Genomic DNA, 22,008 nt, shown 5'->3' with positions numbered 1-22,008 from the left:
CAGGGCCATGGAAAGCAGCAACACCACGGCAGCCGGCGGCAGCCGCCGCGAGGCGACCCGCCAGAAGCTCTACGAGGCGGCCGTCACCCTCATCGCCGAGCAGGGCTTCTCCGCCACCACGGTGGACGAGATCGCCGAGCGCGCCGGGGTCGCGAAAGGCACGGTCTACTACAACTTCGCAAGCAAGTCGGTCCTCTTCGAAGAGCTGCTGAAGCACGGCGTCGGCCTCCTCACCGCCTCCCTCCGGGAGGCGGCCGAGAAGACCGCCAGGGACGGCGGCAGCAAGGTCGACGCACTGGACGCGATGATCCGGGCCGGGCTCGTCTTCATCGACCGCTATCCGGCCTTCACCCAGCTCTACGTCGCCGAGCTGTGGCGCACCAACCGCGCCTGGCAGTCCACGCTCATGGTCGTCCGGCAGCAAGCGGTCGCGGTCGTGGAGGGCGTTCTGCGCGACGGCGTGGCGAACGGCGAGCTCAGCGACGAGATCGACATCTCGCTCACGGCTTCCGCGCTGGTCGGCATGGTCCTCGTGGCCGCTCTGGACTGGCAGGCCTTCCAGCCCGAGCGCTCCCTGGACGACGTCCATGCGGCCCTCTCGCGACTGCTCCAGGGCCGGGTGAGCGGCAACCGCTGAGACCCACCGCGCACCCGGCACACACGAAAGCGCCGGTCCGATGTGGCCGCGTCCCCCGCGGGCCACTCGAACCGGCGCTTCGCCGTACTCCCCCGTACTCCCCCGTTGGACCCCGACCGGTCATCCCCGGGTCCCCCGTTGTCTCACTCCCGCCGACGAATCGGCGGAAGGAGCGGCCAAGGGCGCGAGAACCGTTCCGCCGCCCCGTGTCGGCGGTACCGGAGCCGCGCCCCCTTCCGTGTCTCCACTCTGTCGTTCACGCAGGTCGGGCCCATCCGCGCGCGTACTCATCTCGCCCACTAGGTACGAGTACTCAGCCCTGCGCTCTCAAGCCCAGGACGCACCATTGCCGACTGGTTACGATCGCCTCCGTGTCCGTACTCCCCCTGGTCTTCACCAGCGGCTGGGCCAGCGGCATCAACGCGTACGCGGTGGTGCTGCTCCTCGGCCTCTTCGGCGCGACCGGCCTGAGCGACGATGTCCCGGAGTCCCTTCAGCGCCCTGAGATCCTCGTCACAGCCGGCGTTCTTTTCCTCTGTGAGGCGGTCGCCGACAAGATCCCGTACGTGGACTCGGTATGGGACTCCGTGCACACGGTGATCCGGCCCGTGTCGGGTGCCGTGGTCGGCGCGCTGCTCGCCGGACAGAGCGGTTCGCTTCCCGATCTGGCGGCGGGCGCGATCGGCGGTTCGACGGCGCTGGCGAGCCACACCGTCAAGGCCGGGACGCGGATGGCGATCAACACCTCGCCCGAGCCGTTCAGCAACGTCCTCATGAGCACCGCCGAGGATCTCGGGGTCGCGGGAATCCTCACCTTCGCGATGTTCCACCCCGAGGCCGCCGCGATCATCGCGGGCGCCCTGCTGCTCGCCGGTCTTGTGGTGCTCTTCTTCCTGGTCTCGCGGATCAGACGATTCCGGCGCCGCAGGGCCCAGCGCCGGGAGGAGAAACAGCTGGCGGCGCGGGTGGGACGATCGCCCGACTGACCACCGGGCGGGATTGTCAGTGACGGCCGATAAGGTCCCTGGCATGGCACGAATTGCGGTGATGGGCGCCGGGATGGGCGCGATGGCGGCCGCCGCCCGGCTGGCCGTCGCGGGCCACCGGGTGGTGGTGTACGAGCGCACGGCGACGTACGGCGGTGCGGTGCGCCGTGTCGAGCGCGACGGTTTCGCCTTCGACACGGGCCCGGGGCTGCTGCCGCTGCCGGCGGTCTATCGCGACCTGTTCCTCAAGACCGGCAAGGAGCCCCTGGAAGCGTGCGTCGAGCTGGTCCAGGTGGACCCGTCGTCACGCCATGTCTTCGCGGACGGCACGGACGTCTCCTTGCCGAACGCGTCCCGCGCGGGCGTCGTCACCGCACTCACCGAGGCACTCGGCGCGGGCGCGGGTGATCGGTGGGGCGACTTCCTGGTGCGGGCACGCGAGGCCTGGGACCGCACGCGCAGGCCGCTCCTGGAGGAGCCCCTGTGGCCCAACTGGCAGGTGCTCGCCGACCGCGAGCCCTACCCCGCGGTGCCGCACAAGCGTCTGTTGCGCACCCGGCGGGCCGCAACCCTCGCCGAGGTCGGCGCCTGGGAGCTGCGCGACCCGCGCCTGAGTGCCCTCCTGGAGAGCCACGCACTCGCGTACGGGCTGGACCCGCGCGTCGCCCCGGCGAGCGCCGCCGTGCTGCCGTACATGGAGCACGCCTTCGGCACCTGGTATGTGCGCGGTGGGATAAGGGAGTTGGCGCGCGCGGTGTACGAGCGGTGCCTGGCCCGGAAGGTCGAGTTCGTCTTCGGCGCCGAGGTCACGGGGGTCGTCGAGAAGGATGGCCGGGCCGCGGGGGTCGAGCTGCGGGACGGGACCGTCGCCGAGGCGGACACGGTCGTCGGCAGCGGACCCTGGCGGCTGAGCGGCCTGAGCCGTCCCGAGCTGTATGTGGAGGGCGGCGTGCAGCCGGCCCCGGAGAGCCTCTTCGCCGGGAAGGTCGTGGTCTGTCTCGCGCTGCGCGGCGCGCGCCAGGACGGCACCGCGCATCGCACGGTCGTCCACACCACCGACCGGGAGGAGGAGCTCGACCTCTTCGGGCCCGGTACACCGCCCGAGCGGCCGACCGTGTGGGTCGACCGGCCGAACGACCCGCGGCTGCGCCCCGATGACGCGCACGAGTCGGTGGTGCTCACGTCGACGGTGCCGTCCCAGGCCCACCACGACTGGACGGCGGCCGGCGCCGCGGACGCCTTCGCGGACCGTATGACCGCCACCGCCGAGCGGGCCGTTCCGGGGCTGCGTGAGCGGGTGCTGTGGCGCGAGGTACGCACCCCCGTGCACACGGAGGAGGAGACCGGCGCCCAGGGCGGCGGCATACCCGCGCCCTCGCTGTCGGGCGCGGCAGGGACTCGGCTGCACCCCGCGAACAGCACTCGCCTGCCGGGCCTGTTCGCGGTCGGCGGCTGGGCCCACCCGGGCGGCGGCCTGCCCCACGCGGGTATGTCGGGCGCGCTGGTGGCCGGACTGATCGTGGAAGGACCGGAGTTCCGGGGCTCGCAGTGATCCCGGCACGCTGAAGGAGAAGTGGGTCGGAGCACCAAGTCCGGTGCGGGCCGGCCCCAGTACCGGGGGCCGCTTTCAGCACCGGAGGCCGCTCCTCAGTGCCGGCGCCGCCTTCAGCACCAGGCGCCACCTCGGTACCGGATGCCGCCTTCCGTACGGGGGGCGGCCCCTCAGTACCGGTACTGCTGCTCGTCGTACCCAGTGCCGTTGTTGGTGCCATTGCCGTTGTTGGTGCCATTGCCGTTGTTGGTGCCGTTGCCGTTCTCCTGGTACGGGTACGGCTGCTCCGGCGGGAGTTCGCCGCCGTACTCGTCGGTGCGCTGCTGCGGCACCCAGACGCCACCGGGAGGGGTGCCGTCACCGTACGTACCGGCGGCGTACTGGTCCTGCCCGTAGCCCTGCTGCGCGTACTGCTGCTGCTCGCCGCCACCGTAGGTGGTGTTGTCGTACGAGGCACCGCTGTACGTCTGCGTGCCGATGTACGGGTCGGAGTAGGCGGCGTACTGCTGCTGACCGTTGTTGTCGTAGCCGTACTGCTGCTGGTCGTAGCCCGAGTAGCCGTCGTACGCATAGGCCTGCTGGTCCTGGCCCTGGGCGGCGGATGCGTAGGACTGCTGGTCCTGGCCCTGATCGGCGGATGCGTAGGACTGGTCGGCCGCCGCCGCGTACGCGGCGGCGTCGTATACGCCGTAGGAGCCGGTGTCGTCGGGCAGGGGCTGCGGCTCGTACACGGCGGTGCTCTCGGCGGGGCCGGGCTCACCCGAACCCGGCGGCATGAAGCGGTCGGACTGCGCGGGCGAGAAGACGTCGTCGTCGCCGGCGAACTCGTCCTGCTGCGCAAATACCGTGGTGTCGGCCGCTTCGGGGCCGGAGACCTCCAGCGTCGGATCCTGGCGCTCCGGCTCACCGCGGCGACGCTTGCTCGTGCCCTTGGCCTTGTCGGCGCCCTGGCGGTTGCCGACAGCCCAGCCTTCCGCGAACCCGCGGCGGAACGACATCGTCACGTACGTCTGCCCGACCGCGAACGCCGCGGCGCCCAGGCCGATGACCACAACGGAGGGAATCAGCACACCGAGGACCACGCCGAGGAAGCCCGCGAAGGCGAGCAGTCGGTAGCGCAGCCTCGCCTTGTACTGCAGCAGGACCTCGCCGAGCAGCCAGAGCGCGACGACGCCGAAAGCGATATAGAGGACCGTCCAGCCCATGTACGCCCCTCTCCCAGTGGCCGCTACGCAGTGTGTCGTACGCGGGTGCAACCGGTCTAGGCCTGCTACGGATGGTGCAGACCCAGGTTGTCGTAAATTTCCAGCGTTGCCGTGGAGTTGTTGAGCGTAATGAAGTGCAGTCCGGGGACTCCCTCGGCCAACAGTCTCGCGCAGAACTCCGTCGCGAACTCGATGCCAATGGAGCGTACAGCCGCCGCATCATCTTTGGCTGTGAGGATTCGCTCTTTCAGAACGTCCGGGAACGAGGCATTGCTGAGCTTCGGAAGCCTCTCCAGCATCTTCACACTCGTCACCGGCATGACCTCGGGAATCACCGGGGTCGCACAGTCGGCCGCGGCGACACGGTCGCGCAGGCGGAGATACGACTCGGGATGGAAGAACATCTGCGTGATCGCGTAGTCGGCGCCGGCGCGGCACTTGTCGACGAAGTGCCCGGTGTCCAGGTCCCAGGCCTCGGAGCGCGGGTGCATCTCGGGGAAGGCCGCGACACCGACACAGAAGTCGCCGGACTCCTTGATGAGACGGACGAGATCGGCCGCGTAGGTCAGGCCCTGGGGGTGCGGCACCCAGTCGCCCATGGGGTCGCCGGGCGGGTCGCCGCGCACGGCGAGGATGTTGCGGATCCCGGCGTCCGCGTACTGGCCGATGATGTTGCGCAGCTCCGCGATGGAGTGGTTGACCGCGGTGAGGTGGGCGACCGGGGTGAGCGTCGTGTCGGCGACGATCTGCTCCGTCTCCTTGACCGTGCCCGCACGGGTGGATCCACCGGCCCCGTACGTCACCGAGACGAAGTCGGGCGCGACCGCCTCCACCCGACGCAGCGCGTTCCACAGGTTCCGCTCGCCCTTGGGGGTCTTCGGCGCGGAGAACTCGAACGAGTACGTCTTGTTGCCGGTCGCGAGCATGTCGCGCACGGTTCGTGCGTGGTCAGTCCTGGTGGAAGCAGATCCGAGGGCCATACCCGCAGGTTAGCCAGGGGGATCGGGTCCCCCAACCGCACGGCCGAGAATTGTCCGATTTGTCGAAATCTTGTCCACTCCTCGGACAGCGGCCAGCCGACTATTCAGCCAATCCGACAACCATTCGGGGAACTCCCCCCGACGGCTACTCGGACAGCAGCTGTACGCCGCGCAGCCGCTTCGCGAACTCCGCCGCCGCCGCTCCCGGGTCGTCCGCCTCGGTGATCGCCCGCACCACGACGGCGCGGCGGGCGCCCGCCTCCAGCACCTCGTCGAGGTTGCCCAGGTCGATGCCGCCGATGGCGAACCAAGGGCGGTCGGTGCCCAGCGAGGCCGTGTACCGGACCAGGTCCAGGCCGGGTGCGTGGCGGCCGGGCTTGGTGGGGGTCGGCCAGCAGGGGCCGGTGCAGAAGTAGTCCACGCCCTCCTGGACGGCGGCTGCCGCAGCCTCGGACTCGGCGTGGGTGGAGCGGCCTATCAGGATCTCGTCGCCGAGGATGGCGCGGGCGGCGGGAACCGGGAGGTCGCCCTGGCCCAGGTGCAGCACGTCGGCGCCGGCCGCGTGGGCCACATCCGCCCGGTCGTTGACCGCGAGCAGCTTGCCGTGGCGTGCGCAGGCGTCCGCGAAGACCTGGAGGTGCTCCAGCTCCTCGGCCGCCTCCATGCCCTTGTCGCGCAGCTGCACGATGTCGACACCGCCGTCCAGGACCGCGTCCAGGAATTCGGCGAGGTCGCCCTGGCGCCTGCGGGCGTCCGTGCACAGGTAGACGCGGGCGTCGGCGAGCTGGGCGCGCGCGGTGGCGGTGTTGTCGGGCATGCGTGTTACCCCCGTTGTCGGTGCGTGGGGACCACGGCGGCCGGGGTGGCCCATGGCCGCCGTGGTCCGAACGTCGGACGGTCTGTCTCGGTCAGACGGCGAGCGCCTGGGCGCGACGCTTCACCTCCGTGCCGCGATTCTCGCTGAGAGCCTGCGCGGGGGTACCGGGCAGGCTCGGGTCGGGGGTGAAGAGCCACTCGAGCATCTCTTCGTCGGAGAACCCGTCGTCCCGCAGGAGCGTCAAAGTGCCTGTCAGGCCCTTGACGACCTTCTGCTCGGCCCCGTCGATGAAAGCGGCGGGGACGTGCAGCGCGCGGTTCTCACCACGGCGTACGGCGATCACCTGGCCCTCCCTGACCAACTGCCGGACGCGGGTCACCTCGACACCGAACTGTTCGGCGATGTCGGGGAGGGTGAGCCAGGCGGGGACGAGAGCATCGATCTTTGCGTCAATCTCGGTCACAGGACAAGCCTGCCATCCCGGACTGACACTCGGTAGCCGAGCCCCGTCAGGATCAGGTCACAGAGCGGCCGGATCGCCCGTCGGATCGGGTCACCGCACGGCCGGATCGCCCGCCCGGCACCGGTTCCGCCCACGGCGAACCACCCCCGCTACGGCGTCGGCGTCGCCGTCTTCAGCGGCCGCGACGGGTCCGACAGCAGCTCCGGGTCCATCGGAGTGCCCGCCTCGATGAGTTTCCGGCCCTGGGCCAGGTCCCTGGGCCGGCCGACCGCGAGGAGGGCGACCAGACGGCCGTCATGCAGCCAGCAGACCGTCCAGGCGGCGCCGGACGGGTCACCGCGCCAGACGGTGGTGTCGGCGGGTGCGTGGTGGCCGACGTACTGGACGAAGCGGCCGAACTGCTCGGACCAGAAGTACGGGACGGGGTCGTACGCCACAGGGGACTCGCCGATGATGTTCGCCGCCACCGTGCGCGGACCCTGCAGGGCGTTGTCCCAGTGGTGGACCAGAAGGCGGTCCTCGTACCTTCCCGAAGGGAAGGAAGCGCAGTCGCCGACCGCGTACACGTCCGGCACCGAGGTGCGCAGATGGTCGTCGGCCACGACCTCGCGGTGGGCGCCGAGCTCGATGCCGGAGCCGCTGAGCCAGCCGGTGGCGGGGCGCGCGCCGATGCCGACGACGACGGCGCCCGCGGGCACCCGGGAGCCGTCGTCCAGCACCACCGCGCCCGGCTCGACGCGCTCCACGCGCGCGTGGGTGCGCAACGAGGCCCCGCTGTCCGCGTACCAGGCGGCCATCGGCGCGGCCACCTCGGCGGGCAGTGCCCCGGCGAGCGGCCGGTCGGCCGCCTCGATGACGGTCACCGCGCACCCCGCCTCACGTGCCGCGGTGGCGAACTCGGCGCCGATCCAGCCCGCCCCCACCACCACGATGTCGTGCTGCTGGGCGAGCACGGGACGCAGCCGCTCCGCGTCGTCCAGGGTGCGCAGCACATGGACCCCGGGCACGCCCTCGGCGCCCGGCAGCCGGATCGGTTCCGCACCCGTCGCGATGACCAGGACGTCGTACGGCACCGGCCCCGCGGCAGTGTCCAGCTCATGGTCTTCGGGGCGTACGCCGAGCGCCTCGCGCCCGAGCCGCAGGTCGATGTCCAGTGCCTCGAAGTCGAGGTCGAAGGCGGAACCCTCGGCCTTGCCGAGCAGTACCGCCTTGGACAGCGGTGGCCGGTCGTACGGCTGGTGCGGCTCCGCCCCGATCAGCGTCACGCCGCCGCCGAAGCCCTGTTCCCGCAGGGCTACCGCGGTCTGCACGCCGGCCATGCCCGCGCCCACGACGACGACCTGCCGTACCGTCCGCTCCTGAACCTGCGTCTCCTCGGTCACCTGATCACCATAGACAGCCGGCAATTCGTCAGTCAGGGTGCGTGCTCAGTGACGTGCTCCACACCGCCGCTCCTGACCTGCTCCGCACGACTGGGCCGCACCGCTCGGACGGACCCACTCCGCACGACTAGGCCGCACCGCTCGAACGGACCTCTTCCACCACACTGGTCCCGCTGCCCCGCTGCGATTCCCACTCCCAGCTCTCCTCCAGGCGTACGCGCCCGCCGGGCAGTTCCGCCACGCGCGACACGCAGTGCCCCGAGGAGGTGCTGCCGTCGCGCTTCAGCTGTACGTACCGGAAGTCGAGGCGGTCGCCCTCGCGAGTACCCAGGAGATGACCGCGTACGACGTCACCGCCTTCGTATTCGGCCCAGATCTCGCCGTCCCGCTCGTGGTACGTGAAACGGGTGCGAGTACCCACCTGACCCGGCGCCTGGTCGGCGACCGGGGACAGGACGAGGCCGTCGAGCGAACGGGCCATGGACGGAGGCTCCCTTACTGAGACATACGGCGGCGAGCTAGGCTGGCCAACGTAAAGCACTCGCGGGAGTCCGGACGCACCGGGCTGAGAGGGAGGCTGGACGGCCTCCGACCGTACGAACCTGATCCGGGTCATGCCGGCGAAGGGAGGGGCTGGACGCCCATGTCGCATACACCGTCCGACACATCTCGTACATCCCTGTCATCGGGCACCTCAGACGTCCTTGTCATCGGGGGCGGAATCATCGGGCTGGTGACGGCCTGGCGGGCCGCGCAGCGCGGGTTGACCACCACGCTGGTGGACCCCGAGCCCGGCGGCGGCGCCGCACAGGTCGCGGCCGGTATGCTCGCCGCCGTCACCGAACTGCACTACGGCGAACAGACCCTGCTGGGCCTCAACCTCGCTTCCGCACACCGCTATCCGGACTTCGTCGCCGAGCTCACCGAGGCGACGGGCCAGGACCTCGGCTACCGCCGGTGCGGCACCCTGGCCGTCGCACTGGACGCCGACGACCGCGCCCACCTGCGCGAACTGCACACCCTGCAACGTCAGTCGGGGCTCGACTCGGAGTGGCTCAGCGGCCGTGAGTGCCGCCGCCTGGAGCCGATGCTCGCGCCCGGCGTGCGTGGCGGTCTGCGGGTCGACGGCGACCACCAGATCGATCCGCGCCGACTGGCGAAAGCCCTGGTCACGGCATGCGAGCGGGCCGGAGTGATGTTTTGCCGGAGGTGGGCCGAACGCCTGGGCGTGGTACGGAACCGGGCCCAGGGAGTCGTCACCGGAGACGGCAGCGAGCTGTCGGCCGGGCAGGTGGTCCTCGCCGCGGGCAGCCTCAGCGGGCGCCTCGCGGGGGTTCCCGAGGACGTACTGCCGCCCGTGCGCCCCGTGAAGGGGCAGGTGCTGCGGCTGACCGTGCCACGGCCGTACGCGCCCTTCCTCAGCCGCACCGTGCGCGCCGTCGTGCGCGGCAGTCACGTCTACCTGGTGCCGCGCGAGAACGGCGAGCTCGTCGTCGGCGCGACCAACGAGGAGCTCGGCTGGGACACGACGGTGACCGCGGGCGGCGTGTACGAGCTGCTGCGCGACGCCCATGAGCTGGTCCCCGGGATCACCGAGCTGCCGCTCACCGAGACCCGCGCCGGACTGCGCCCCGGCTCGCCCGACAACGCACCGCTGCTCGGACCGACCGAGCTCGACGGGCTCCTCCTGGCAACCGGGCACTACCGCAACGGCGTCCTGCTGACACCCGTCACCGGTGACGCGATGGCGCATGCCCTGACCACCGGTGAACTGCCGGACGTGGCACGCCCCTTCACCCCCAAGCGCTTCAGCCCGGCCCGCACGGAGCAGCCCGTATGAGCATCCTCGTCAGCGTCCTCGTCAACGGAGAGCGGCAGCGGATCGCCGCCGGCACCGCTCTCGACACGCTCGTCGCGGCGCTCACCCCGGCCCCGTCCGGTGTCGCCGCCGCGCTCAACGAAACCGTCGTCCCGCGCGGGCAGTGGTCGTCCACCGCCCTCTCCGAGGGAGACCGCGTCGAAGTCCTCACCGCCGTCCAAGGAGGCTGACCCATGGCCGACGATCCCTTTCTCCTCGGTGGTACGTCCTTCACGTCCCGTCTGATCATGGGTACGGGGGGTGCGCCGAGCCTGGATGTCCTGGAGCGCTCGCTCGTCGCCTCCGGCACGGAGCTGACGACGGTCGCGATGCGGCGCGTAAACGCTTACGTGCACGGTTCGGTGCTGTCCGTCCTCGACCGGCTCGGCATCCGGGTGCTGCCGAACACGGCGGGCTGCTTCACCGCGGGCGAGGCCGTACTGACCGCCCGCCTCGCGCGCGAGGCGCTGGGCACCGACGTGATCAAACTGGAGGTCATCGCCGACGAGCGCACGCTGCTACCCGATCCGATCGAGCTGCTCGACGCGGCGGAGACGCTGGTGGACGACGGGTTCACGGTGCTGCCGTACACGAACGACGACCCGGTGCTCGCGCGGAAACTGGAAGACGTCGGGTGCGCGGCGATCATGCCGCTGGGGTCACCGATCGGGTCCGGGCTCGGGATCCGGAACCCGCACAACTTCCAGCTGATCGTGGAGCACGCGCGCGTGCCGGTGATTCTGGACGCGGGGGCCGGTACGGCGTCCGATGCCGCGCTCGCGATGGAGCTGGGGTGTGCGGGGGTGATGCTGGCCTCGGCCGTGACCCGGGCCCAGGAGCCCGTGCTCATGGCCGAGGGCATGCGGCATGCGGTGGAGGCGGGGCGGCTCGCCTACCGTGCGGGGCGGATTCCTCGGCGGCACTTCGCCGAGGCGTCGTCTCCGGCGGAGGGCTTGGCCCGGCTGGACCCGGAGCGGCCCGCCTTCTGAGTTCGGCCATCCGCCGTCCGCCGTCCGCCGTCCGTGGCTGCGGCTTCAGGCCTCTCTCGCCCGCGCACCGCCCGTTTCCACCTCGTTGAAAAGTGCGGGTCTCCCGTGGGGCGACCCGCGGTCGGCGGCTGCCGGATGTCCCTCGGCCCGTGCGGCGACCCGCCGTCGGCGGCTGCCGGATGTCCCCCGGCCCGTGCGACGTGCGTCACAGGTCGGCTTCAGTCCAGACCCGGTATCGGCTGAACGGGTGGGGGGTGACAGTGGTGGCTCGTAGACTCACCTGCGTGGATACGACCCTTCAGGACCCGCTTGTCGGGCAGCTGCTCGACGGCCGCTATCGCGTGGAAGCGCGGATCGCGGTCGGCGGGATGGCCACGGTCTACCGGGCCCTGGACACCCGCCTCGACCGTGTGCTCGCCCTCAAGGTGATGCATCCGGCCCTGGCCGCCGACGGCTCGTTCGTCGAACGGTTCATCCGTGAGGCCAAGTCGGTGGCCCGGCTCGCGCACCCCAATGTGGTGCAGGTCTTCGACCAGGGGGCGCACGGGTCGTACGTCTACCTGGCCATGGAGTACGTCGCCGGGTGCACCCTGCGCGACGTGCTGCGCGAGCGCGGGGCCCTCCAGCCGCGGGCCGCGCTCGACATCCTGGAGCCGGTACTCGCCGCGCTCGGCGCGGCCCACCGCGCCGGGTTCGTGCACCGCGACATGAAGCCGGAGAACGTCCTCATAGGGGATGACGGCCGGGTCAAGGTGGCGGACTTCGGCCTCGTACGGGCCGTGGACACCGTCACCAACACGACGGGCGCCGTCCTCGGCACCGTCTCCTATCTCGCCCCCGAGCAGATCGAGCACGGCACCGCCGACGCCCGCGTCGACGTGTACGCGTGCGGAATCGTCCTCTACGAGATGCTCACCGGCGGCAAGCCGCACTCCGGGGACTCCCCCGCCCAGGTGTTCTACCAGCACCTCCACGCGGACGTACCGCCGCCGTCGGCCGCCGTACCGGGACTGGCGTACCAGCTCGACGAGCTGGTCACCTCCGCGACCGCGCGCAACCCCGAGGTCCGCCCGTACGACGCGGTGGCGCTGCTCGGGCAGGTGCTGGAGGCGCGGGCGGGGCTCAGCGCCGAGCAGCTCGACGCCGTACCGCCGCAGGCCCTCAGCATGGGTCACCACAATGCCGAGGACCGTACGAGTGTGATCCCGCGCTCGCTGTCCGTGCAGCGCCCGCTGCCGGTGAACGAGTACCACTATGACGAGGCCGCCGCCGACGCCGTGCTCAACCCGACCAGCCGGTTCGAGCGGACCAGCCAGTTCGCGTCCGAGGGGGCCCCACCCTCACGGCGCGGCACGGGCCGCCCCCGGCGCGGAATGATCGCGATCGTCACCGCGGTCCTACTGGTGCTCGGCCTCGGCGCGGGCGTCTGGTACATCAACTCGGGCCAGTTCACCAAGGTCCCGGCGGTCCTGGCGATCACCGAGGAGCAGGCCAAGGACCGGCTGGCGGACGCCGGGCTCGACGCCGGTGACGTCAAGCACGCGTACAGCGACACCGTGGAGCGCGGCACCGTCGTCAGCAGCAACCCTGAGGTCGGCGCCCGGATCCGGGACAACGACTCCGTGGACCTGACCATCTCCGACGGCCCGGAGACGGTGAAGGTGCCCGACCTCCCGGGCGCGGCGCTGGACAGCGCGAAGTCCAAGCTGGAGGACAGCGGCCTGGCGGCCGGTCTGGTCACCCGTGAGTTCAGCGACGACGTACCCAATGGCTCCGTGATCAGCACGGACCCGGCAGCGGGCACCGAGCGCCACGCGGGTTCCACCGTCGCCATCACGGTCAGCAAGGGCAGCCCGATCGAGGTGGCCGACGTCACGGGAGCGTCCGTCGAGGACGCCACCGCGGAGCTGGAGGAGGCAGGTCTGAAGGTGAAGATCGCCTCCGCGCAGGTCAATTCGGAGTTCGACAAGGGACTGGTCGCCAAGCAGTCCCCGGGCGAGGGCCGGGAGGCCGCCGAGGGCGACACCGTCACGCTGACGATCTCCAAGGGTCCCGAGCTGGTCCAGGTGCCGGACGTCGTGGGGGACAGCGTGGACGACGCGAAGCAGGCGCTTCAGGACGCCGGGTTCCAGGTCCACGAGGACCGCGGACTGCTCAACCTCTTCGGGAACACGGTGAAGAGCCAGTCGGTGGACGGCGGCGATACGGCGCCCAAGGGGTCGACGATCACCATCGAGATCGCGTGAGCCGCACCGCGTCGGCCCCCGCCGGCCCCGTGCACGAGGTCCGCCGACGGGACGGGAGAACGCGCGTGACACCCTGGCGGGTGTGACCAGCAAGCAGCTTCGCAACCCCGTCGGCGGCCATGTCCCCGTGGCCGGCGGCCTCAACTCCGTCGGCCTGAGCTACGCCCGCGAGCTCAAGGCCGAGACCGTTCAGGTCTTCGTCGCCAACCCGCGGGGCTGGGCGACGCCGGACGGCAACCCCCGGCGGGCCGAAGAGGACGCGGCGTTCCGGGCGGCCTGCGCCGCCGAGTCGATCCCCGCGTACGTCCACGCCCCGTATCTGATCAACTTCGGCTCGCACACCGAGGCGACGGTCGAGAAGTCCGTGGAGTCGCTGCGGCACTCGCTGCGCCGGGGCCGGGAGATCGGCGCCCTGGGTGTGGTCGTGCACACGGGGAGCGCCACCGGAGGCAGGGAGCGTTCCGTGGCTCTCGCTCAGGTGCGCGAGCATCTGCTGCCGCTGCTCGACGAGCTGACCCACGACGACGACCCGTTCCTGCTCCTGGAGTCGACCGCCGGTCAGGGCGCTTCCCTCTGTTCCCGCACCTGGGACTTCGGACCGTACTTCGAGGCGCTCGACGCGCATCCGAAGCTGGGCGTCTGCCTCGACACCTGCCACATCTACGCGGCCGGCCACGACCTGACCGGGCCGAGCGGGATGCACCAGACCCTCGACCTGCTGGTGGACACGGTCGGTGAGGGCCGCCTCAAGCTGATCCACGCCAACGACTCCAAGGATGTGGTCGGCGCCCACAAGGACCGCCACGAGAACATTGGCTCCGGCCATATCGGCGAGGATCCGTTCCGGGCCCTGATGACCCACCCCGCGACCGAGGGCGTACCTCTGATCATCGAGACGCCGGGCGGCCGGGAGGGGCACGCGAGGGATATCGAACGCCTGAAGAAACTCCGCGAATAAGGAATACCCCCTGGGGGTATCCAGTTGGTGCAGGACAACAGGCACCACTACCCGACTCCGGGGGCTTCCATGCGGCACGACGCACACGCCCACGAACCGCACGCTCACGAATCACACGCTCATGCGTCGCGCAGTCACGCAGCACACGGCCACGAGACGCACAGCCTCGGCAGCGGGGCCACCTGGTCCATGGCCGCACAGGCGACCCTCCACTGCCTCACCGGCTGCGCCATCGGCGAGGTCCTCGGCATGGTGATCGGGACCGCACTGGGCTGGGGCAACGTACCGACACTGATCCTGGCGATCGCGCTCGCCTTCTTCTTCGGTTATCTGCTCACGCTGCGCGGTGTGTTGAAGGCAGGCATCGGCCTGAAGGCCGCGATCCGGGTCGCGCTCGCCGCCGACACCCTCTCCATCGCGGTGATGGAGCTGATCGACAACGGCGTGATCGCCCTGTGGCCGGGCGCGATGGACACGGAGCTCGCGGACGCGGCGTTCTGGTGGGTGCTGGCCATCGCACTCGCCGCCGCGTTCGTGATCACCACCCCGGTCAACAAGTGGATGATCGGCCGGGGCAAGGGCCACGCGGTGGTGCATCAGTACCACTGACCAGCACAGAAGCAGGGGCGACGGAGGACTCAGAGCTCGGGGCCGTCGCCGGGCTCCTCCTGATAGGAGTAGCGCTGCTCACGCCACGGGTCACCGACGTTGTGGTAGCCGCGCTCCTCCCAGAAGCCGCGGCGGTCCGCCGTCATGTACTCCACCCCGCGGACCCACTTGGGGCCCTTCCAGGCGTAGAGCTGCGGCACGACGAGGCGGAGCGGGAAGCCGTGTTCCGCCGTCAGGAGTTCGCCGTCCTTGTGGGTGGCGAACATCGTGCGGTCGGAGGCGAAGTCGTCGAGGCGTAGGTTCGAACTGAACCCGTACTCGGCCCAGACCATGACATGCGTGACGGCGGGTGCCGGCGGGGCGATCTCCAGGATCGTCCGAGCGGGAATGCCGCCCCACTCCGCCCCGACCATGCTGAACTTCGTGACGCAGTGCAGATCGGCCGTGACAGAGGCGTACGGCAGGGCCGTGAACTCCTCGTGGGTCCAGCAGTGCTTCTCACCGTCGGCGGTCGCGCCGAAGACCCTGAACTCCCAGCGTTCGGGGCGGAACTTGGGTACGGGACCATAGTGCGTAACCGGCCAACCGCGCTGCAGTCGCTGCCCCGGCGGAAGCTCGAACTGCGCCGCTTCTCCAGATTCACGCTCCACCGGCTGACCCATGACTCCATCCTGACAGACCCCGGGCGATGCACCTGACCAGCCCGACTGCGATTCCGGCAACTCCTACTAAGCGTGCACTTACTGGACGTTCCGAGATTGCCGGTGCGAGGATGCGGCGCAATCTGCCCCCGTTCCCCGCCTGCTTGGAAGGAGCCTCTGCAATGCAGGGCGACCCCGAGGTCCTCGAGTTTCTGAACGAACAGCTCACCGGCGAGCTGACGGCGATCAACCAGTACTGGCTGCACTACCGCATCCAGGACAACAACGGCTGGACGAAACTCGCCAAGTACACGCGTTCCGAGTCCATCGATGAGATGAAGCACGCGGACAAGATCACCGAGCGCATCCTCATGCTGGACGGCCTGCCGAACTACCAGCGGCTGTTCCACGTCCGGGTGGGGCAGACCCTCACCGAGATGTTCCAGGCCGACCGGCAGGTGGAGGTCGAGGCGATCGACCGTCTCAAGCGGGGGATCGAGGTAATGCGGGCGAAGGGCGACATCACCTCCGCGAACATCTTCGAGGACATCCTCGAGGACGAGGAGCACCACATCGACTACCTGGACACGCAGCTCGAACTGGTCGAGAAGCTCGGCGAGGCGCTCTACATCGCGCAGCAGATCGAGCAGCCGGACAGCTGACGGGCCCGCTAGGCCGCCTCGTCCAACGACGTAGGCACCGGGACCTGCGAGAGGACCGGCTGACCCTCGTCCGCCAGTTCGCGACGCGGGCATGCTCCCCGGCCCAGCAGGGCCTGAATGCGGCGGACGCACGAACCGCAGTCCGTGCCCGCCTTGCTCGCCGACGCTATCTGGCGAGGGGTGCAGACCCCGTCCTCCGCGTGCTTCTTCACCTGCGCCTCGGTGACACCGAAGCAGTTGCAGACGTACACGCGGTCCACCTCCCGACGGGGGATTCCTAGGTCGCGCCATCCCGATAATCGGTGAGGCTAACCTAACCTTACCCGTCCTGCAGAGACCGCAAAAGTGCGGCGGGGCGCGGATCGTATGTGATCCGCGCCCCAATTCACGCTCCTGTAACAGCCGAAACCGCTGCGCGTCCGCTACTGGTCGCGGTACATCTCCGCGACGAGGAAGGCCAGGTCAAGAGACTGGCTGCGGTTCAGACGGGGGTCACAGGCCGTCTCGTACCGCTGGTGCAGATCGTCGACGAAGATCTCGTCGCCGCCGCCCACGCACTCGGTGACATCGTCGCCGGTGAGCTCGACATGGATGCCGCCCGGGTGGGTGCCCAGACCCTTGTGGACCTCGAAGAAGCCCTTGACCTCGTCCAGCACGTCGTCGAAGCGGCGGGTTTTGTGGCCGGAGGCCGCCTCGTAGGTGTTGCCGTGCATCGGGTCGGTGATCCAGGCGACGGTCGCCCCGGAGGCGGTGACCTTCTCGACCAGCTCGGGCAGCTTGTCGCGGACCTTGTCCGCGCCCATCCGCACGATGAAGGTGAGACGGCCCGGCTCTCGGTCCGGGTCGAGGCGCTCGATGTACTGCAGCGCGTCCTCGGCCGTCGTCGTCGGGCCCAGCTTGATGCCGATCGGGTTGCGGATCTTCGAGGCGAACTCGATGTGCGCGCCGTCCAGCTGGCGGGTGCGCTCACCGATCCACACCATGTGGCCCGACACGTCGTACAGAAGACCCGTACGCGAGTCGACCCTGGTCAGCGCCGACTCGTAGTCGAGGAGCAGCGCCTCGTGGGAGGCGTAGAACTCGACGGTCCTGAACTCCTCCGGGTCGGCACCGCAGGCCTGCATGAAGTTCAGCGCCTGGTCGATCTCGCGCGCCAGCTGCTCGTAGCGCTGGCCCGACGGGGACGACTTCACGAAGTCCTGGTTCCAGGCGTGCACCTGGCGCAGGTCGGCGTAGCCGCCGGTGGTGAAGGCGCGCACCAGGTTGAGCGTGGAGGCGGACGCGTTGTACATGCGCTTCAGGCGCTCGGGGTCCGGGATGCGGGACTTCTCGTCGAAGGCGAAGCCGTTGACCGAGTCGCCGCGGTACGTCGGCAGGGTCACGCCGTCGCGGGTCTCGGTGCCCTTGGAGCGCGGCTTGGAGTACTGGCCCGCGATCCGGCCCACCTTCACGACCGGCACGGAGGCCGCATAGGTCAGGACGGCGCCCATCTGGAGCAGGGTCTTGAGCTTGGCCCGAATGTGGTCGGCGCTCACGGCGTCGAACGACTCGGCGCAGTCGCCGCCCTGCAGAAGGAACGCGTCGCCCTTCGCGACGGCCGCCAGACGGGCGCGCAGCTGGTCGCACTCGCCCGCGAAGACGAGCGGCGGATACGACTGGAGGTCCGCGATCACATCGCGCAGAGCCTCGGCATCGGGGTACTCGGGCTGCTGCGCCGCGGGCAGGTCTAGCCAGCTCGCCTTGGCGGCGATGGCTTGGGATTCAGCGTTCACGGTCACCTCGTAAACATTACGGGGTCATGTCGAGCCTCCCTTCACCTGCTCACGAATTGAGACGGGCCGAACTCGACGGGGGCACACGCCGGACGGCCGTACAAAAGGTTCGTACGACCGCCCGGAACAGGCGAGAGGCGGCTAGTCGACGTCGAGCCGGTTGCGGTCGATGCTGATCCGCACGCCGCCGTGGGTCTCGGTCGTGTCGCCGACGTACTGGTGGATCCGCTGGTGCTTGGGCCACAGGCTCGCGGGGATCGCCGAGTCCGTGGTCGTCGACTCGTAGTTCCAGCGGGCGAAGTGGATCACGTCGGGCGGGGTGATGTTCTGCGCGTTGGCCACCAGGTCGGTGATCAGGGAGGAGACGCTGCCGTAGGCGCCGGAGCGGTAGCCGAGCTGGTGCAGGCGCTCGGTGTAGGCGTCGATGTAGGCCAGCACCCGGGTGGTCACCGTGCCGCCGCGTGCGTAGTGCTCCAGGTCGTTGTAGATCACCGAACCCTTGCCGAGGCCCAGCGCGGCGGCCTGCTTGGCCGCGTCGTCGGCGGCCGCGGTGCCCTGCGGCACCGGGTCGGTGATCGAGGCACAGCCTCCGCCGCAGCTGCCGCCGTCGGAGGAGGGCTGTCGGCCCACGTACAGCGGGATGAAGCGCCAACCGTTGGCGTACTGCGCGCGCACCCAGGCGGCGGTCAGATTCGGCTGGGCGCAGGCGCGGTTGAGTCCGCCGATGTAGATGCCGACGGCGCCGTACTCGGACGCGTCCCGCCAGGCGTTCATCGCGGACTGGCTCGGCGCGGCGCAGGCGTCGAAGCCCTCGCCCCGGAAGGACGTGGCATCCGCGGGGACGGGCGCCGCCGCGGCCCGTTCGGCCTGCGCGGTCGCGACGGGCAGACCGGCGCTGCGCAGGATCCGCTGGATGCTGCCGCGGTCGTCGCCATACGCGGCGGTCACGGCGATGCGGTCGGCGGTGGCCCGGTAGGTGCGGGCCGTGCGGTTCTCGGTGACGGCGCTTCCGGCGGTGGTGGCGGGCTGGATGAGGAGCGCTTCGGTACGTCCCCGCAGGCGCGCCGGGCAGTCCTGCCGGCCCCCGGGCGTGCCGAGGTACACGGCGTGGCGGTCGAAGCGGACACAGGCGTCCGGGTTCTTCTCCAGGTCCACGATCTCCCAGGAGGCGGGGACGGCGAACTCGTGGCCGCGGTAGCTGACCTGGCTGATGTCGTCGGATTCGGCCGGACGCGGGGCAGACAGGGCGGTGCCGGGCCAGCCGGCGGCAAGGACCGCGGCGGTGGCGAGGGCCGTGAGCGCGCGTGCGCCGCTCCGGCGGGACAGGGGTGAACGAACTGCGTGAATGACTGGCTCCTAGGTCGGGCTCCTCGATCGGGCTGTGAACCCATCAATGGCCGCCGACCGGGCAGCCCGAACCCCGTCCTCACACGGTTCACGCTGTTGCCCGGCCACCGGCGTCGGGTAGGGTGCGGCGCATGTTCGCGCACTCGATCCAGACCTGGTGGTGGACCGCTCATCCGGCGGCCCGCTGACTGCGCGTACTCAAGACTTCGCGAAGGCCGCCCGAGGGGCGGCCTTCGGTGTTTTCCGGAGCCGTTCCTCTCTGAGTCACCCAGACCTCTCCGAGAAGGAACAGGACCGATGAACCTGCTCGATCTGCTGGACGATCCCCGTCCGTTCGCCCTGCTGCGCCGCCGCACGCCCGGCCGTGACCACCATGTGGTCGAGGTCCTGCTGGGCCCCGTCAGTACCTACGACCGTCTCGCCGACCTCCCCGACGAGGGCCTCGCGCTGATCCCCTACCGCCAGATCAGGGAGCGCGGCTTCGACGTCCGCGACGACGGCACGCCGCTCGCGGTGCTGACCCCGGAGGAGACGTACGAACTGCCGCTGGAACGGGCCCTGGCGGAGCTGCCGTCGCACGAGGTGCGGGTCGAGGGCGGTGGCTTCGACGTCGGCGACGAGGAGTACGCCGAGATCGTCGGGCGCGTCCTCGACGAGGAGATCGGGAGCGGCGAGGGCGCGAACTTCGTCATCCGGCGGACGTACGAGGGTGTGATCCCGGGGTTCGGGAAGGCCGACGCCCTGGCCCTCTTCCGGCGGCTGCTCATCGGCGAGCGGGGCGCGTACTGGACGTACGTCGTGCACACCGGGGAGCGGACGCTGGTCGGCGCGAGTCCCGAGGTGCATGTGCGGATGTCGGGCGGCACGGTCGTCATGAACCCGATCAGCGGGACGTACCGCTACCCGGCCGGGGGGCCGACGCCCGAGGGTCTGCTCGGCTTCCTCGCCGACGGCAAGGAGATCGAGGAGCTCTCGATGGTCGTCGACGAGGAGCTCAAGATGATGTGCACCGTCGGTGACATGGGCGGGGTGGTGATCGGGCCACGGCTCAAGGAAATGGCCCATCTCGCGCACACGGAGTACGAGTTGCGGGGCCGCTCCTCGTTGGACGTACGGGATGTGCTGCGCGAGACCATGTTCGCCGCCACCGTGACCGGGTCACCGGTGCAGAACGCGTGCCGGGTCATCGAGCGGCACGAGGTCGGCGGGCGGGGCTACTACGCGGGCGCGCTGGCGCTCATCGGGCGGTACGCGGGCGGCGGGCGGGAAGGTGCTGCCGGAGGGCGGGAAGGGGCGGTCGACGGGCGGGAAGGTGCTGCCGGAGGGCAGGAGGGTGCTGCCGGAGGGCGGGAAGGTGCTGCGGGTGCCCAGACCCTCGACTCCCCCATCCTCATCCGGACCGCCGACATCGACGCGGCGGGGCGGCTGCGGGTGCCGGTCGGCGCCACCCTCGTACGGGGATCGGATCCCGCGAGCGAGGTCGCCGAGACCCATGCGAAGGCGGCGGGCGTGCTCGCGGCGCTGGGGGTCCTGGACGGCAGGCCGCGCGAGGAGGGCGTACGGCCGCAACTGGCCGACGATCCGCGGGTGCGGGCGGCGCTCGACGGACGACGGGCCTCGCTCGCGCCGTTCTGGCTGCGGATGCAGGAGCGAACCGACGCGCTGGAAGGGCACGCGCTGGTCGTGGACGGCGAGGACACGTTCACGGCGATGCTCGCGCATGTGCTGCGGTCGTCGGGTCTTGACGTGACGGTGCGGCGGTACGACGAGCCGGGGCTGCGGGAGGCGGTCGCGCGGCACGAGGGGCCGCTCGTGCTGGGCCCCGGGCCGGGCGATCCGTGCGATGTGCACGACCCCAAGATGCGTTTCCTGCGCGAGCTGACGGCCGAGGTTCTGCGCACGCACGGCCACGGCGTGCTCGGGGTCTGCCTCGGCCATGAGCTGATCGCGGCCGAGCTGGGGCTGGAGATCGTCCGCAAGGAGGTGCCCTACCAGGGCGCGCAGACCGCGATCGACCTCTTCGGGCGGACGGAGACCGTCGGCTTCTACAACAGCTTCGTGGCGCGCTGCGACGACGAGGCGGCGGCCGAGCTGTCGGCCCATGGCGTCGAGGTCAGCCGCGGCGGGACCGGTGAGGTGCATGCGCTGCGCGGGCCACGTCGCGCCGGAGGCGCGCCCATGAACGCAGTCGCGGGTGTGCAGTTCCACCCGGAGTCGGTGCTGTCGCTGCGCGGCGCCGGGATCGTGCGGGAGTTGCTGGGTCAGCTGCGCGGGACCAGCACGTTCGCCGAGCGGCGGCCCGCGGTGTAGTCGGGGACGTTGCCCGGGGTGGTGTCGATGATCTCGTGGCCGACCGCGAGGAGTGCGGTGTCCTCGGTCAGGGAGACGTCGAGGCAGCGGACGTCGTGGTGTCCCGTGAAGGCCTGCTGGATCAGAGGCTTCTCGTCGGACTGGACGCCTAGGGCCAGGATCTCCACGGGCGCTCCGGGTGGTTGCCGGAATTGTCTGGTGCCGGCGCATGTACGGGGAGGGGGAGTGGGTGCGCGCGCGGTTCCGGTCTCCGGTCGGCCAGGCCTCGCCTGCCGTGATGTTCGGGGCGGGGCCGGGGCGGGGGCATCCGTCCTCGGTCTGGCGCGGAATCGGCTGCTCACCGACTTGGCGGCGTTGACGCGCCAGCCGCTGCGGGCGGACGTCCCCGCCCCGTCCCCTCCGGTGCGTCGGCGGGTGCGGGGCGTGGGGATGCATGCCCGGCTCAGCCGACACCCGGTGCCCTGCGGTACGCCGGCGGGTGCGGGGCGTGGACCCGCCGACTCAACCGACACCCCCATCCCCTCCGGTACGCCGACGAGTGCGGGGCGTGGACCCGCCGACTCAACCGACACCCCCATCCCCTCCGGTACGCCG

The 22,008-nt window shown here is 70.6% G+C and carries 22 protein-coding genes, 1 pseudogene and 1 riboswitch; of the genes and pseudogenes, 12 read left to right on the top strand and 11 right to left on the bottom strand.

What is annotated here, in order from left to right:
• Positions 1–7 precede the first annotated feature (7 nt).
• The 3 genes from ACFWP7_RS28510 to ACFWP7_RS28500 all read left to right on the top strand — a co-directional run bounded on the left by ACFWP7_RS28510 (position 8) and on the right by ACFWP7_RS28500 (position 3,175).
• Positions 8–637 carry a TetR/AcrR family transcriptional regulator gene (locus tag ACFWP7_RS28510; RefSeq protein ID WP_384386737.1) on the top strand — a complete coding sequence of 210 codons (630 nt, stop codon included), beginning with the start codon at positions 8–10 and terminating at the stop codon, positions 635–637.
• A gap of 371 nt (positions 638–1,008) precedes the next feature.
• A complete protein-coding gene (locus ACFWP7_RS28505) occupies positions 1,009–1,623 on the top strand; it encodes a DUF4126 domain-containing protein (RefSeq protein WP_384386734.1) in 615 nt (204 codons plus the stop codon).
• Positions 1,624–1,666: 43 nt separating this feature from the next.
• Positions 1,667–3,175, top strand: a complete 1,509-nt coding sequence (locus ACFWP7_RS28500; protein ID WP_384386732.1) for a phytoene desaturase family protein — start codon at positions 1,667–1,669, stop codon at positions 3,173–3,175.
• 170 nt (positions 3,176–3,345) lie between these two features.
• On the opposite strand, the gene ACFWP7_RS28495 is transcribed toward ACFWP7_RS28500, so the two are convergent.
• The 6 genes from ACFWP7_RS28495 to ACFWP7_RS28470 all read right to left on the bottom strand — a co-directional run bounded on the left by ACFWP7_RS28495 (position 3,346) and on the right by ACFWP7_RS28470 (position 8,503).
• Positions 3,346–4,380, bottom strand: coding sequence for a hypothetical protein (locus ACFWP7_RS28495; protein ID WP_384386729.1), 1,035 nt, complete (start codon positions 4,378–4,380; stop codon positions 3,346–3,348).
• Between the two features lie 65 nt (positions 4,381–4,445).
• Positions 4,446–5,360 (bottom strand): methylenetetrahydrofolate reductase [NAD(P)H], encoded by a 915-nt coding sequence (gene metF / locus ACFWP7_RS28490; RefSeq protein ID WP_384386726.1) that lies wholly within the window; start codon positions 5,358–5,360, stop codon positions 4,446–4,448.
• A 145-nt stretch (positions 5,361–5,505) separates the two neighbouring features.
• Positions 5,506–6,177, bottom strand: coding sequence for a thiamine phosphate synthase (gene thiE / locus ACFWP7_RS28485; protein WP_384386723.1), 672 nt, complete (start codon positions 6,175–6,177; stop codon positions 5,506–5,508).
• Between the two features lie 91 nt (positions 6,178–6,268).
• Positions 6,269–6,640, bottom strand: coding sequence for an Rv2175c family DNA-binding protein (locus ACFWP7_RS28480; RefSeq protein ID WP_384386720.1), 372 nt, complete (start codon positions 6,638–6,640; stop codon positions 6,269–6,271).
• A gap of 149 nt (positions 6,641–6,789) precedes the next feature.
• Positions 6,790–8,022, bottom strand: a complete 1,233-nt coding sequence (locus tag ACFWP7_RS28475) for an NAD(P)/FAD-dependent oxidoreductase (protein ID WP_384386719.1) — start codon at positions 8,020–8,022, stop codon at positions 6,790–6,792.
• Between the two features lie 127 nt (positions 8,023–8,149).
• Positions 8,150–8,503, bottom strand: a complete 354-nt coding sequence (locus tag ACFWP7_RS28470; RefSeq protein ID WP_384386716.1) for a hypothetical protein — start codon at positions 8,501–8,503, stop codon at positions 8,150–8,152.
• A gap of 52 nt (positions 8,504–8,555) precedes the next feature.
• Positions 8,556–8,668, top strand: a riboswitch (TPP riboswitch).
• Here ACFWP7_RS28470 and thiO point away from each other — a divergent pair.
• The 6 genes from thiO to ACFWP7_RS28440 all read left to right on the top strand — a co-directional run bounded on the left by thiO (position 8,666) and on the right by ACFWP7_RS28440 (position 14,682).
• Positions 8,666–9,862, top strand: a complete 1,197-nt coding sequence (gene thiO / locus ACFWP7_RS28465; RefSeq protein ID WP_384386713.1) for a glycine oxidase ThiO — start codon at positions 8,666–8,668, stop codon at positions 9,860–9,862. (Overlaps the previous riboswitch by 3 nt.)
• Positions 9,859–10,071, top strand: coding sequence for a sulfur carrier protein ThiS (gene thiS, locus ACFWP7_RS28460; RefSeq protein ID WP_384386710.1), 213 nt, complete (start codon positions 9,859–9,861; stop codon positions 10,069–10,071). Before thiO ends, thiS begins: the two co-directional genes overlap by 4 nt.
• A 3-nt stretch (positions 10,072–10,074) precedes the next feature.
• Complete coding sequence (locus ACFWP7_RS28455; RefSeq protein ID WP_384386707.1) at positions 10,075–10,869, top strand: thiazole synthase; 795 nt, start codon at positions 10,075–10,077, stop codon at positions 10,867–10,869.
• 284 nt (positions 10,870–11,153) lie between these two features.
• Positions 11,154–13,115 carry a Stk1 family PASTA domain-containing Ser/Thr kinase gene (gene pknB, locus ACFWP7_RS28450; protein WP_384386704.1) on the top strand — a complete coding sequence of 654 codons (1,962 nt, stop codon included), beginning with the start codon at positions 11,154–11,156 and terminating at the stop codon, positions 13,113–13,115.
• Positions 13,116–13,197: 82 nt separating this feature from the next.
• Entirely contained in the window at positions 13,198–14,073 is an 876-nt protein-coding gene (locus ACFWP7_RS28445) for a deoxyribonuclease IV (RefSeq protein ID WP_384386701.1), read from the top strand.
• Positions 14,074–14,142: 69 nt separating this feature from the next.
• Positions 14,143–14,682 (top strand): DUF4396 domain-containing protein, encoded by a 540-nt coding sequence (locus tag ACFWP7_RS28440; RefSeq protein WP_384386698.1) that lies wholly within the window; start codon positions 14,143–14,145, stop codon positions 14,680–14,682.
• A gap of 29 nt (positions 14,683–14,711) precedes the next feature.
• On the opposite strand, the gene ACFWP7_RS28435 is transcribed toward ACFWP7_RS28440, so the two are convergent.
• Complete coding sequence (locus tag ACFWP7_RS28435; protein WP_384386695.1) at positions 14,712–15,344, bottom strand: sulfite oxidase-like oxidoreductase; 633 nt, start codon at positions 15,342–15,344, stop codon at positions 14,712–14,714.
• A 161-nt stretch (positions 15,345–15,505) separates the two neighbouring features.
• On the opposite strand from ACFWP7_RS28435, the gene bfr reads away from it, so the two are divergent.
• Positions 15,506–15,985, top strand: coding sequence for a bacterioferritin (bfr, locus tag ACFWP7_RS28430; protein ID WP_384386692.1), 480 nt, complete (start codon positions 15,506–15,508; stop codon positions 15,983–15,985).
• Between the two features lie 8 nt (positions 15,986–15,993).
• On the opposite strand, the gene ACFWP7_RS28425 is transcribed toward bfr, so the two are convergent.
• From ACFWP7_RS28425 to ACFWP7_RS28415, 3 genes are all read right to left on the bottom strand, one after another.
• Positions 15,994–16,245 (bottom strand): bacterioferritin-associated ferredoxin, encoded by a 252-nt coding sequence (locus ACFWP7_RS28425; RefSeq protein WP_384386690.1) that lies wholly within the window; start codon positions 16,243–16,245, stop codon positions 15,994–15,996.
• Positions 16,246–16,407: 162 nt separating this feature from the next.
• Positions 16,408–17,763: a class II 3-deoxy-7-phosphoheptulonate synthase gene (locus ACFWP7_RS28420; RefSeq protein WP_384386687.1), complete on the bottom strand. Its 1,356-nt coding sequence runs from the start codon at positions 17,761–17,763 to the stop codon at positions 16,408–16,410.
• Positions 17,764–17,898: 135 nt separating this feature from the next.
• Positions 17,899–18,912 (bottom strand): glycoside hydrolase domain-containing protein, encoded by a 1,014-nt coding sequence (locus ACFWP7_RS28415; protein WP_384386684.1) that lies wholly within the window; start codon positions 18,910–18,912, stop codon positions 17,899–17,901.
• A 323-nt stretch (positions 18,913–19,235) separates the two neighbouring features.
• On the opposite strand from ACFWP7_RS28415, the gene ACFWP7_RS28410 reads away from it, so the two are divergent.
• Both ACFWP7_RS28410 and ACFWP7_RS28405 read left to right on the top strand, forming a co-directional pair.
• A complete protein-coding gene (locus tag ACFWP7_RS28410; RefSeq protein ID WP_078602827.1) occupies positions 19,236–19,292 on the top strand; it encodes a trp operon leader peptide in 57 nt (18 codons plus the stop codon).
• 109 nt (positions 19,293–19,401) lie between these two features.
• Positions 19,402–21,414: an anthranilate synthase family protein gene (locus tag ACFWP7_RS28405; protein WP_384386681.1), complete on the top strand. Its 2,013-nt coding sequence runs from the start codon at positions 19,402–19,404 to the stop codon at positions 21,412–21,414.
• Positions 21,415–21,431: 17 nt separating this feature from the next.
• Here ACFWP7_RS28405 and ACFWP7_RS28400 read toward each other — a convergent pair.
• Positions 21,432–21,581 (bottom strand): annotated as a pseudogene (locus tag ACFWP7_RS28400) (2-hydroxyacid dehydrogenase); the annotation flags it as partial.
• Between the last annotated feature and the right edge of the window lie 427 nt (positions 21,582–22,008).

Origin of the sequence: Streptomyces sp. NPDC058470 (assembly GCF_042721055.1) — a bacterium.
Taxonomy (GTDB): Bacteria; Actinomycetota; Actinomycetes; order Streptomycetales; family Streptomycetaceae; genus Streptomyces.
Note: the sequence above shows the minus strand (reverse complement) of the source record. Positions and strands in the feature narration are given on the sequence as shown.